At 62.1% G+C, this 11,921-nt stretch carries 14 protein-coding genes and 1 pseudogene; 5 read left to right on the forward strand and 10 right to left on the reverse strand.

The window, feature by feature from the left end; translation table 11 throughout:
- The 8 genes from B7449_RS10870 to B7449_RS22845 form a co-directional block, all read right to left on the reverse strand.
- Window positions 1–722, reverse strand: a 722-nt coding sequence (locus tag B7449_RS10870; protein WP_209426727.1) for a B12-binding domain-containing radical SAM protein, incomplete at its 3' end; no start/stop codon positions are given.
- 633 nt (window positions 723–1,355) lie between these two features.
- Window positions 1,356–2,054 (reverse strand): arsenical resistance protein ArsH, encoded by a 699-nt coding sequence (gene arsH, locus B7449_RS10875; RefSeq protein ID WP_025440177.1) that lies wholly within the window; start codon window positions 2,052–2,054, stop codon window positions 1,356–1,358.
- 20 nt (window positions 2,055–2,074) lie between these two features.
- Window positions 2,075–3,370, reverse strand: coding sequence for an arsenic transporter (locus B7449_RS10880; protein WP_025440178.1), 1,296 nt, complete (start codon window positions 3,368–3,370; stop codon window positions 2,075–2,077).
- The gene (gene arsC / locus B7449_RS10885; protein WP_025440179.1) at window positions 3,370–3,792 is read right to left on the reverse strand and encodes an arsenate reductase (glutaredoxin); all 423 of its coding nucleotides are present in this window, start codon (window positions 3,790–3,792) and stop codon (window positions 3,370–3,372) included. The genes B7449_RS10880 and arsC overlap by 1 nt, the downstream gene beginning before the upstream one ends.
- Window positions 3,789–4,142: an ArsR/SmtB family transcription factor gene (locus B7449_RS10890; RefSeq protein WP_025440180.1), complete on the reverse strand. Its 354-nt coding sequence runs from the start codon at window positions 4,140–4,142 to the stop codon at window positions 3,789–3,791. Before B7449_RS10890 ends, arsC begins: the two co-directional genes overlap by 4 nt.
- Before the next feature lie 153 nt (window positions 4,143–4,295).
- The gene (locus B7449_RS23520) at window positions 4,296–4,424 is read right to left on the reverse strand and encodes a hypothetical protein (protein WP_258911761.1); all 129 of its coding nucleotides are present in this window, start codon (window positions 4,422–4,424) and stop codon (window positions 4,296–4,298) included.
- Between the two features lie 84 nt (window positions 4,425–4,508).
- A complete protein-coding gene (locus tag B7449_RS22840) occupies window positions 4,509–4,886 on the reverse strand; it encodes a multicopper oxidase (RefSeq protein WP_010509905.1) in 378 nt (125 codons plus the stop codon).
- Window positions 4,813–5,166: a multicopper oxidase domain-containing protein gene (locus B7449_RS22845; RefSeq protein WP_231289981.1), complete on the reverse strand. Its 354-nt coding sequence runs from the start codon at window positions 5,164–5,166 to the stop codon at window positions 4,813–4,815. Before B7449_RS22845 ends, B7449_RS22840 begins: the two co-directional genes overlap by 74 nt.
- 284 nt (window positions 5,167–5,450) lie before the next feature.
- Between B7449_RS22845 and B7449_RS10905 the strand changes: the two genes are divergently transcribed.
- Complete coding sequence (locus tag B7449_RS10905) at window positions 5,451–6,080, forward strand: ABC transporter ATP-binding protein (protein ID WP_025440182.1); 630 nt, start codon at window positions 5,451–5,453, stop codon at window positions 6,078–6,080.
- Window positions 6,077–6,886, forward strand: coding sequence for an ABC transporter permease (locus B7449_RS10910; protein ID WP_010509899.1), 810 nt, complete (start codon window positions 6,077–6,079; stop codon window positions 6,884–6,886). Before B7449_RS10905 ends, B7449_RS10910 begins: the two co-directional genes overlap by 4 nt.
- A gap of 96 nt (window positions 6,887–6,982) precedes the next feature.
- Here the strand turns inward: B7449_RS10910 and B7449_RS10915 are convergent, their stop codons facing one another.
- The gene (locus B7449_RS10915) at window positions 6,983–8,068 is read right to left on the reverse strand and encodes an ATP-grasp domain-containing protein (RefSeq protein WP_010509898.1); all 1,086 of its coding nucleotides are present in this window, start codon (window positions 8,066–8,068) and stop codon (window positions 6,983–6,985) included.
- A 40-nt stretch (window positions 8,069–8,108) separates the two neighbouring features.
- On the opposite strand from B7449_RS10915, the gene B7449_RS10920 reads away from it, so the two are divergent.
- Together B7449_RS10920 and B7449_RS10925 are read left to right on the forward strand one after the other, a co-directional pair.
- Complete coding sequence (locus B7449_RS10920; RefSeq protein ID WP_010509896.1) at window positions 8,109–9,017, forward strand: methyltransferase; 909 nt, start codon at window positions 8,109–8,111, stop codon at window positions 9,015–9,017.
- Between the two features lie 19 nt (window positions 9,018–9,036).
- Entirely contained in the window at window positions 9,037–9,921 is an 885-nt protein-coding gene (locus B7449_RS10925) for an iron-containing redox enzyme family protein (RefSeq protein ID WP_010509894.1), read from the forward strand.
- Between the two features lie 25 nt (window positions 9,922–9,946).
- On the opposite strand, the gene B7449_RS10930 is transcribed toward B7449_RS10925, so the two are convergent.
- A protein-coding gene (locus tag B7449_RS10930) for an IS3 family transposase (RefSeq protein WP_095666531.1) occupies window positions 9,947–11,057 on the reverse strand; the annotation gives its coding sequence in 2 pieces (ribosomal slippage) (window positions 9,947–10,811 and window positions 10,810–11,057; 1,113 coding nt in all).
- A gap of 339 nt (window positions 11,058–11,396) precedes the next feature.
- Between B7449_RS10930 and B7449_RS10935 the strand changes: the two are divergent.
- Window positions 11,397–11,878, forward strand: a pseudogene (locus B7449_RS10935) (IS5 family transposase); the annotation flags it as partial.
- Window positions 11,879–11,921 lie beyond the last annotated feature (43 nt).

Consider the following 11,921-nt stretch of genomic DNA (forward strand, 5'->3'; position numbering starts at 1 on the left):
AGGAATTTCTTGAGCGCCTTCTTGTTGCCAATCAGGTTGTCATCGACAAAATCCACATGTCCGCGATAGCCAAGCGCGTACAGGGCATCGAGTTCGGCCATGACCTGCGCATTGGTCTTGGTGCGCGGCACTCGGCCATAGAGTTCAATGATGTCGCAGAACTCGCAACTGAACGGACACCCACGCGAGAACTGGATGCCAACATGTAGGTACTGGTCAAGCTTGAGCAGATCAAAGCGCGGCAACGGACTTTTTGTAACATCCGTCTTGCCCATTGGTGCTTCAAACACGCCCTGCCGCGCACCGCTGCGCCAGGCCGCGACGAAATCATCCATGATTTCCTCGGCCTCGCCCAGTACCTGAAAATTGGCGGCGCTGTAAAGCGATGGGCTAGAGGTCACGTCGGGGCCACCCACCACCACCGGCTTGCCGCGCGCGCGGCAGGTCTCGATGATGTGCAGCGCATCATTGCGCTGCGGCAGCATGCCGCCGGTCATGACCATGTCGGCCCAGTCGTAATCGGCATCCACAAGGTCTTCGGTATTGCGGTTGACCAACCGGACTTCCCAGTCCCGGGGCAGGAGGGCTGCGACCGTGACCAGGCCAAGGGGGGCCGCCGGATAGCGTGCGCCCGCAAGATCGCAGGCTTCCTTGTAGTTCCAGAATGAATTGGCGTTGAAAAGCGGGAAGATCATCAGGACCTTGCAGGTTTCGGTCATCATGCAAGGATCCATTGCTGCAAGGACTGGTCATGATCAAGACAGATGCCTTCCCGTCCATTTCGAGACGTGGCAGCCTCAGGCAGGGCGCAACTCGACTGTAAGGGTAACATGGGGTGAACCCCTTTCGTAGTGGTGTCGGTCAGGTGGGCCGGTACAATATCGGTGACCGCCACTATTGCTTTTATCCTGGTAATCTCGAACGACCGTGGCCAACGGCATGAGCAGGCTATGATGCCCAGGCACATCAAGGCGGTATAGGAAGATCGCTATATGCGAAATCAGGACACGGTGTTTGTCTTCACGTCAGGAGGGTGTTGACCACAAGAACCTTGGTAGTTTCTTGTGGATCGTGACGGATTTTACTGTTTATGGAGGTTTTCAATTGGAAATATTCCATAACGCTATGTTCATGACAAAGTATTTCTTTTTGTTTTTACAAGAGCTTTGATAAAGCGACAAGATGGTCGCACGAAGATTGGGGTTTATTAATCCAGATCACAGGATCACGGATACGGTAAGCCTGAAGTGTTGCCGCTTTGGCGTTGGCTGGAGCGTAGCAGGCTTACGGCCCCGCAGCATGGCCGCCATCCGCAATCACCACGTTGAACGGTTCCGTCCCGTCCCGTCCCGGCCTCACCGCGCTTCAGGCGGGCGATGGTCCTGCCTGCGCTCGCTATAGCGATCAACGAGGTAATCGGCCCGGTCCCGCAGCAGCCATGTGAACTTCATCAGTTCCTCCATGACATCCACCATGCGGTCATAGAGCGGGGAGGGCTTCATCCGGTCATCATCACCGAATTGCGTATAGGCCATCGGCACGCTGGACTGGTTGGGGATGGAGAACATCCGCATCCATCGGCCCAGAACCCGCAGGGCATTGACGGAATTGAAGCTTTGCGATCCGCCTGAGACCTGCATCACCGCCAGCGTGCGGCCCTGCGTCGGACGGATCGAGCCTTCGGACAGTGGCAACCAGTCGATCTGGTTTTTGAACACAGCGGTTATGTTACCGTGCCGTTCGGGGCTGCACCAGACCTGGCCTTCCGACCAGAGCGAGAGTGCGCGCAGTTCCTGCACCTTCGGATGGGTGGCAGGTACGGAATCCGCCACCGGCAGGCCGGTCGGGTCGAATATCCGCGTTTCCGCGCCGAGGGCTTTCAGGATGCGCTCCGCCTCCAGCACCAGCAGGCGGCTGAACGAGCGTGGTCGCAGCGAGCCATAGAGCAGCAGGATGCGGGGCGGATGGTCAACCCGTGGGTGTGGCTCAAGCCGCGCGAGGTCAACCCGTTCGAGATATTCCGGATGCAGGGCGGGCAGGTCAGGTGCGGTCATGGAGCGGTTCCCTTCATGCGTTACGGGTGGCTGACCCGGGGCAGCCACAGGGCCAGCGCGATGAGCGTGGCCAGCAGGACCGGCGGGGTGATGGCCAGCCCGACCTTCATGTATTGCCCCCACGTGACCCGATGATTCTTGGATGCCAGCACATGCAGCCACAGCAGTGTTGCGAGACTACCAATGGGCGTGAATTTCGGCCCGAGGTCGCAGCCGATGACGTTGGCATAGATCATCAGGTCGCGTGTCAGCGGCGTGATGTCGTGAGCCTGCTGGATCGCCAGCGCCCCGACCAGCACACTCGGCATATTGTTCATGATGGACGACAGAACAGCCGCTAGAAAGCCGGTGCCGATGGTGGCCGTGAACGTCCCTTGATGACCGAGCCAGACCAGTGCGGTCGCAAGATAGTCGGTCAGCCCGGCATTGCGCAGCCCATAGACCACCAGATACATGCCTAGGGAGAAGATCACGATCTGCCACGGAGCACCCCGCAGCACCTTGCGAACAGAGATCACCCGGCCATATCCGGCGACGAGCAGCAGGATTGCAGCAGCCAGGCAGGCTACGACACAGACCGGGATATGAAACGGCGCGGTCAGGAAATAGGCCGCCAGAACCAGGGCTAGCAGCGGAAATGCCGCCCGGAATACATGAGGGTCACGAATGGCCGTGGCAGGTGCGGGCAGTTCGGCGACGGGATAGGTCGCAGGCACCTGCCGCCGGTACCACAGCCACAAGACGGCCAGCGTTGCACCAAGTGCTACCAGATCGACAGGGACCATGATCGTGGCATAGCGATCGAACGCAATGCCAAAGAAATTGGCGCTGACGATGTTCACCAGATTGGAGATGACCAGCGGCAGGCTGGTGGTGTCCGCGACGAAGCCGGTCGCTATGATGAAGGCCAGGGCTGCAGTATGGCTCAGGCGGAGCTGAGTGAGGATGGCGATGACAATGGGCGTGAGCAGCAGGGCCGCGCCGTCATTGGCGAAAACCGCTGCAATGGCCGCTCCCAGCACCACGATCAGCGGGAATAGCGTCTGGCCTCGCCCTTTGCCCCAACGCACCGCGTGCAGGGCGGCCCAATGGAAGAACCCGGCCTCGTCCAGCAACAGCGAGATAACGATCAGCGCGATAAAGGTGAAGGTCGCGTCCCAGACGATGTGCCAGATGACCGGAATGTCGTGCCAGTGGATCACACCAGCCGCCAGAGCCACGGCGGCACCTGCCATTGCGCTCCAGCCGATGCCCAGCCCCCGAGGCTGCCAGATGACAAAAACCAGCGTGACAACGAAAATCAGAAGCGCCAGCATCAGACGATCCGCTTTCCGGATTCATCGACGGTTTTCTCGTTGTCCGCTTTGACGAATGCGCCCTGCTGTGGGTTGGGCAGGATGTCCAGAACCGTCTCGGACGGACGGCAGAGCGCAACGCCGAGCGGGGTGACGACGATCGGTCGGTTCATCAAGATTGGGTGTGCGATTATGGCATCGATCAGCGCGTCATCGCTCAGGGCCGGATTATCGAGGCCAAGTTCGTGAAAGGGCGTGTCCTTTTCCCGCAGGACCGAGCGCACCGGAACGCCCATAAGGGCAATCAGATCGACCAGTTCCGCACGATTGGGAGGCGTTTTCAGATACTCGATAATGCGAGGCTCCTCGCCGCTGTTGCGGATCAGTGCCAGCACATTGCGCGACGTGCCGCAGGCCGGGTTGTGATAGATCGTGATGGTCATGAGCAGGATTCGGGGGACGGACAGCAGGAGGACAGGGTCGCGATCAGGGGCGCACAGAGTTCGGGACTGCCCGCACAGCAGTCCCTGACGAGGAAGAGCATCAGGTCCTGCAGGCGAGAAAGACAGGCGCGATAGACGATCTGCCGACTGTGGCGTTGCGCGCTCAGCAGGCCGGCACGTGTCAGGATCGCGAGGTGGGTCGAGATCGTGTTCTGCGGCATATCAAGATGGCGAGCGACATCTCCGGCGGGCAGGCCGTCCGGTTCATGGCGCACAAGCAGGCGGAAGATAGCCAGCCGCGTGGACTGGGACAGGGCGCTGAGCGCGGCAAGGGCCGATTCCATATCCATATATCTTTGATTGTGGATATATAAAATAATGTCAATCCCTGTCCTGGCGCGGGGGGGGGGCGTACGTTCATGCATAAGCCATGAGAGCCTGTGTTCCTTACCCTGCTTGCCGATGGAGGCACCATGATAGATCGATTTCCGGCCGCCATCCTGTCAGCCTGCCTGATCCTGACCAGTGCGACGGCCCGTGCGGATCCGCCATGGGGGCATGGCGGTCATGACCGTCGTGGCAGTGGCGGGGCCGTGACTGGCGGCGCTACCATGGCCTGTGGGCACCGCCATCAGGCTATTACTGGATGCAGTCCGGAGCGCAGTACCTGCTTGTGGCGGCGGTAACCGGACTGATCGCGGGCGTGGTTGCTGCCACTACAGGCGTGGCGATGCCTGTACCGGTCGTGCCGGTCGTGCCTGCTTACCCGACGGCGCCCTATCCGGCAGCACCAGCTTATACGCCACCTTATTGAATGGGCCGTTGATCGTGAATGACCTGTAGCCGACCTCGAACCCCTTCGTCCCTTGCGTGGCGACCGCGTCGGCGCCCTTTCCCAGCCGCTGGAGTTCGGCTACCGGGTCGCCCGCAAGCGCACCCACCGCCATGTCGCCGCCACGGCTGAAGAATGGCGCGAATTCCTTCAGCACAAGGAATATCTCGCGGTCATGGGCGCCAGGATTATCCTTCGGCTCGATATAGACCAGCCCGACCTGCCCGGTATAGGTACCACGGTTGAGATCGCCCCCGGCCATGCCAATGCACCAGTTCCGGCGTATCGGTATCATTGAAGATGTCGATCACGCTGAGCCTGCTTTCCTCAAGCCGCAGCAGGGGGCCGGGAAACTGGCCATTATAAAGCGTGGTTGAAATGATGCGCCCGGGGGCAAGTTCGACCTGTCCCGTGGCGATCCGCAGCGTATGGTCCGCTTTTCCACCCATGACGGGGCCAGCGCCACGGCCCCGGCGCGGGATCATGGCCGCCGGCGTCGTTCGTCCGGACAATGCCAGAAAGGAACGGCGATCCAGCATCATGGTAATATCCGATTATGGGCAAACAGGCAGGGTTCCCAACGCCTACAGCGTTGGCCGGTTTCATCGGGCTGGCGCGGGGGCAGGCCGTCCTGTCGCCGGGACCTGTCCATAAATGGACCGTAGCCCGGGCCATGCACACCGGCGCGATGCCGGTCGCCATGTCCGGCGAGGATATAATATTTCCTCATATCGAGAAATTCAGATATGGGAAAAGGCCCGGGACTGGACGCAACGTGGCTGATGTCTTCGCGCGAACGGGCAGGGATGGCTGTTCAGGAGGATGGATGACTGTAGCGACAGATCAGGCCAGGCCTGTGGCGCTGGAGGTACTGGCCTTGCGCAGCGTCCATGGTGGCCCGTTTGCATTCACTGTCCCGGCGGGGGCGTGCGTGGCGATCACCGGGTCATCAGGCAGCGGGAAGTCGGTACTGCTGCGCATGATCGCGGATCTTGACCCGCATGAAGGCGATGCACGCATCGATGGACAGGCCTGCTCGGGCATGCCTGCGGCGCAGTGGCGCCGCCTGGTGCAATATGTCCCGGCGGAACCTGCGTGGTGGTCCGATATCGTGCTGGACCACATGGTGGATACGGACGCGGTGCGCGCGCTGGTCGCGCGCCTTGGCCTGCGGGAAGACTGCCTGCGCTCGCCGCTGTCACGCCTGTCCACGGGGGAACGCCAGCGGCTGTCCCTGATCCGCGCCCTGCTGCTGCATCCCCGTGTCCTGCTGCTTGATGAACCCTGTTCGGCGCTGGATGCCGCCACGACGGACAGGGTTGAAGCCGTTCTTCAGGAGGCAAGGGCGCAGGGGACGGCCATTGTCCTGGTCTCGCACGACATGGGGCAGGCGGGGCGCATGGCCGGGACGCGGTTCCGGATGGCACGGGGACACATGGAAGAAATCGCGCCATGACACCCATAGTGCTGACGACCGGGGACATGCTGGTGGCCGCTGCCCTGATCGCCATCGGCAGCGCGCTGTCGTTCCTGCTGTCGCTGGGGTTGCAGCGGGTGCTGCTGGTTTCCGCCGTGCGCATGGCGGTACAGCTTGCGCTTGTCGGCAGTGTGCTTTTGTTCGTGTTTGGTCATGCCTCCGTGTGGCTGACCATCGGGCTGCTGGCCTTCATGTTCACCGCCGCCGCCCGGGAAGCCGGGTCACGCCAGCAGGTCCGCCTTGGTCTGTGGTGGCATTTCGGGATCGCGGGTGCCTCCACGGTAACAGGGACGGTCATCGTGGTGCTGATCGGGCTGTTGACCGGCCTCCAGCCCCACCCGTGGTATGTGGCCCGCACGGCCATTCCCCTGACGGGCCTGCTGCTGGGCAATGTCATGAATGCAACAAGCCTGTCGATGAATACACTCCTGTCCGCCATCACGCGCGAACGGCAGGCCATCGAGGCGCGGATCATTCTCGGCGCGACCCGCGCGCAGGCAATGAACGGCCTGATTCGCCAGGCCATCCGGACGGCCCTGCTGCCGACGCTGAACCAGATGGCGGCCGCCGGGATCATTACCATGCCCGGAATCATGACAGGGCAGATCCTGGCGGGGATGAACCCCTTGGCAGCCTCAAGGTACCAGGTCCTGCTGATGTCACTTATCGTCAGTGGCAACCTGATCGGCGCGACAGCCGCGGCCTACCTGGCAGCCTGGCGGCTGACGGACAGCCGGGGGAGGCTGCGACTGGAACGCCTGCTTCCCCGATTGCAGAAGGGGTGAGGCGGTGGAACCACGTATCATGGCATGACAGCGCCGATCAGGGTCATACAGATGCGGAGCCTGTTTCCAGATCATGATCCGGGCTGCACATATGAACTAATTGGACGAAGGATAGCGCCGCATCAGCCTGAGTTGCCGCCACCATGCCGTGGCCAGCGCCATTGCGCTGATCGGGACCGCGCCATCGGCCCGCATCCGGGCCGCCAGCGCGAACAGGGCCGCCTGCTTGGCGAACACGCCACGATAGGCATCCCGCAGGCGCATCGTCGGGTCCCAGAACTGGATGGCTTCGGATCCGGCGCCGTTGATTTCGATAATCCGGAACTCTCCGCGTTGCAGGGCCGCCTCGCTGCCAAAACGTACGTCCAGGCGACCGAAATGGAAGCCGTGCATGGAGCGGGCTATGGCATCGACACGGTCTTCAAGGGCAGGGGTATTGAGCCGCATGGCATCCTCATAGCGGCCGCCCACCCGCAGGGACGCGACCGTGCCAAGGATGACGCATTCGCCACGCATCGGAACATGGTCAATCCCTCTGGTGGAAAGGGCGCGCCGGTAATGCCCGATCCGCGAGCACAGCCGTGGGTCGGCGGCCATCAGGGCCGCGATGGAACGCACGCCGTCGCCCGTGACCTGTGGGGAATGCCGGATGGCGAGACCGATAAGGCGGCCATGGGCTTCGGTCGGGCCACGGCTGTAGAACAGTCCGGCCTCAAAGGGGCCGGGCACGAATTCCTGCAAGAGGAAGCTGGCGTCGGGGGGGAAGGCCGCGATGTAGGCCGTCAGCCCATCTACGACATCGATCCGTCGCACGCCATGGCCGCACCAGCCGATATCGGGCTTGGCAACCAGCGGGTAGCCCAGTGTCCGCGCCATGGACGCTGCCGCCGGGATGTCAGCGGGGGAGACGAGGACGGTACGGGCGACCCATGGCGCATGCGCCTGACCGATCCGGGCCAGGCAGGCTGCTTTTGATTCGCCTGCCAGTCCCCCGGTCTCGATCGCCGGATTGACCACCGATGGCAGCGTCAGGCTGCGATAGCGTAGCCCCAGCCATAGCCACTGCAGGACAAGGGGTATACACAATACCGGCTTCGGAAGCCGTTCCATCGCACCAAAGCTGCAGGCGTTGCCAGCATGGTGGGAACAGGCGTAATTCGTGCTGCGTTGGGGCTTCATCATGGACAATCCTATCTTCCCCGCGGCAGTTCGGGATCACGCAATGCAACAGGTGGGGATCACGCTGTTGCGATCAGGCTACAGGTTTGTCTGCCCCACGCCAGAGACCCAGCGCCGCGTCAACGCGCGACCGGGTAATGGGTGGGCGGCGAACCCCGTCGATATCTTTGGCTGGAGCCGGCCCTTCCGGCGTGATGCGCTGCCCGTGTCCCTCTTTGCGCAGGCGACGGAAGCAGGGATGCTTGTCGCTGATAACGGGGCCTGGCGCAGCCGGTTCCGGTTCTCCACGCTGGGGGGCAACGGGTTCTTCCATTCCGCCTTTCCCACCGTGGCGGCGGATGCGGTGTTCTTCGGCCCCGACAGCTACCGGTTCGGCGCGGTGCTGGCGGCCCACCTGCGCTCCGCCCCGCCGCCCGTGCGGGCAGTGGACATTGGCTGCGGCACGGGACTTGGCGCGATCATGATTGCACAGGTCTGCCCGTCAACCGAAGTGGTGATGGTCGATATCAACCCCGACGCATTGCGGCTGGCGCGGATCAACGTTGGTCTTGCCGGCGTCGGCGGCATCATGGCGTGGCAGGGCGATCTCCTGTCGGGGCTTTCGGGTGCATTCGACCTGATCATCTCCAACCCACCCTATCTGCCCGATCCCGGTTGCAGACTGTACCGAGATGGCGGCGGCAGGCTGGGGGCGGGCCTGTCACTGGCGATTGTCAGAACGGCCATGGAGCGGCTGACGCCCGGCGGGACGTTGCTGCTCTATACCGGGACCGCAATCATCAATGGGGACAATCCCTTCCTGCGCGATGTGGTGGCCCTGCTGGATGGCCGGGAGTTTACGTGGGCGGCCACTGAGCTCGATCCGGATGTCTTTGGTGAGGAGCTGGAGAATGGTCCGCTATCCACGGCGGAGCGGATCGCGGTGATCTGCCTGACCGTGACACGGCGATAGCAGGAGAGGAATGGTGTCAATGAACAATATCCTGACGGGCAAGAGTAGCGACCGGGCGCAGCGGGAACTCCATCTGGCACTGGCCGGGCTCAATCGTCTAAGGCTGACGCCGTGCCTGCCCGAGGAGGACGGTGCGGCGGGACTGGATCTGCCCCGTCTGCTGGCGGAGGAAGCGGGTTTTCTGCGCTCCCTGCGCGAACAGGTCGCACCGATCGCCGCCCAGGCTCCCCGGGAGCCCGCGGCTTTCCTCGCATGGTTCGAGGAACTGGAACAGACCGGTCCCGGCCAGCACGACAGCCTTTTCCCCTGGCTGGCGCATGATGCATCCCGTGAGGCCATGTGCTGGTTCCTTGAACAGGAAGCCGCAGGGGAAGCGGGTTTCGAGGACCTGACGGCACTGGTCCAGGTCCGTATGCCAACGCGCCCCAAGTTGGAATTGGCGCGCAATTACTGGGACGAAATGGGTCATGGCCGGGAAGCCGGCATGCACGGTCCGATGCTGGCGCATTTGGTCCATGCCCTCGGGCTGCGGTCCCAATCGGAGACGACGGTGTGGCAGTCGCTGGCCCTAGCCAACACCATGTCCGGTCTGGCCTGCCGCCGGCATCTGGCGTTTCACGCGGTCGGCGCGTTGGGCGTGATCGAACTGACCGCGCCGGGTAGGGCGGCCATGGTCGCGGCAGGGCTGAAACGATTGGGCGTGCAGCCCGATGACCGGCATTATTTCGACCTGCATGCCGTGCTGGATGTGCGCCATTCCGCAACATGGAATGCAGAGGTTATCAGCCCGCTCATCGCGGAAGATTCGCGTCGTGCCCCGGCCATCGCCGAAGGCGCCCTGATGCGGCTGGAATGTGGCGCGGCCTGCTTTCGCCGCTATCGGGATCATCTGGGCCTGAAGTGACCCTACCCCGAGCGTGCCCTCAGTTTTAAGTTAGGGTCTGTGGGTTGCTGTATGCCTTGTCGGTGTGTTGAGCGAAAGCCTCTGGGGTCATGCCCCCGAGGCTGGTGTGGGGCCTGACGGCATTGTGGTCAGGCCGCAAGCCCTTGATGACCGAACGGGCGTGGGCGAGGTTGCGGAACAGGTGCTCGTTGAGGCATTCGTCACGGAACCGGCGGTTGAAGCTCTCGATGAACCCGTTCTGCTGCGGATTGCCTGGTGCGATGTAGTGCCACAGCACCGACCGTTTTTCCTGCCAGGCCTCGATCGCGTTCGAGGTCATCTCGGTGCGGTTGTCACGGACGATCATCATGGGAAAGCCGCGCTGTTCCCCGATCCGGTCGAGTTCGCGGCCGAGCCGTTCGCCTGACAGCGACGTATCCGCTACCAGCGCCAGGCACTCTCGCGTGTAGTCGTCCACCACTGTCAGCACACGGAAGCGTCGTCCGTTGTTCAGCGCGTCCGAGACGAAGTCCAGGCTCCATCGCTGGTTTGGCCCGTCGGGCAGCATCATCGGCGAGCGCGTGCCCATCGCCCGTTTACGGCCGCCATGCTTACGGACTGACAGCCCTTCCTCGCGATACAGCCGGAACAGCTTCTTGTGGTTCATCACCAGCCCCTCCCTGTCGAGCAGGATCTGCAGGCGCCGATAGCCAAATCGTCGTCGCTCTGCAGCCTGTTCACGCAGCCGCCCCCGCACTGTGGCATCATCCGAGCGGCGTGACGCATAGCGCCAGGTCTTCGGATCCATACCAATAAGCCGGCAGGCCCGTCGCTGCGAATAGTCTTTCTCCCGGATCGCGCAGGCCACGGCGTCCCGCCGCAAACCGGGCGTCACGAGTTTTTTGCCAGCAGGCCTTCAGCGTCGAGACGTCCATTACGCTCTCCGCCAGGAGCCGCTTCAGCTTCGCGTTCTCTTCTTCAAGAGCCGTCAGCCGACGCGCTTCCGACACTTCCATGCCGCCGTATTTCGACCGCCAGGTGTAGAAGGTCGCGTCGCTGATCCCGTGCCTGCGGCACAGATCCGCAGCCGTCGCGCCCACCTGATGCTCCTTCAGGATCCCGATGATCCGCTCCTGTGTGAAACGTGCTTTCTTCATCGTCTGTCTCTTATGGACAGACCTTACTTCAAATCGAGGGCATTTCAGGGGGCAGGGTCGATATTCCCGAACTGGGAACACTGGGAAATGGACAGGTTGTTGGGCTCGCAGACCAGGCAGTGAGGAAAGTGGCAGGGTAAAAGCTTTATTCGGGTTGGTCGGATTCATGTCAGAAACGCTCTGTACATGCCTACTCTGGTTGCCATGCGGCATAACCCTGACCTTCGAAGCATCTATTTTACGGCGTGTCGTCAGTTAAGCCCTGAATGTGGCACGTGTGGGTTGTACTTTATGGCTGCGTGTGCTGACTGTTTTCCCAGTTTTGGGGGAGACAGAGGGATGCGGCGCTATGGTTTACGCGATGACCAGTGGGAGCGGATAAAGGATCTTCTCCCCGGTCGTGAGGGTTATGTCGGCGGCACTGCGGCGAACAACCGTCTGTTCGTGGAGGCGGTACTGTATCGCTATCGCGCGGGCATTCCATGGCGCGACCTTCCTGCCCGTTTCGGGGACTGGAAAAACGTGCACCGGCGTCTGCGCCGCTGGTGTGAAAGCGGTGTCATCGAACGGATATTTCGTTATCTGGCCGCTGATCACGACAACGAATACATGATGATCGACAGCACAATTGTCCGGGCGCATCAGCATAGTGCCGGAGCTCTCAAAAAAGGGGCACGGATCAGGCCATCGGACGATCACGAGGCGGGTTGACTACAAAGATCCATGCCATCTGCGACGCTCTGGGCAATCCGGTGGAACTCGGCATCACACCGGGACAGGACGCAGATATCACCCAGGCGGAACCGCTTCTGGAAAACATCTGTGAGTGCTGGTTGTAATCTCCCCAAATGTGCTGGTTGAAAA

Source organism: Komagataeibacter intermedius TF2 (assembly GCF_000964425.1).
Taxonomy (GTDB): Bacteria; Pseudomonadota; Alphaproteobacteria; order Acetobacterales; family Acetobacteraceae; genus Komagataeibacter; species Komagataeibacter intermedius.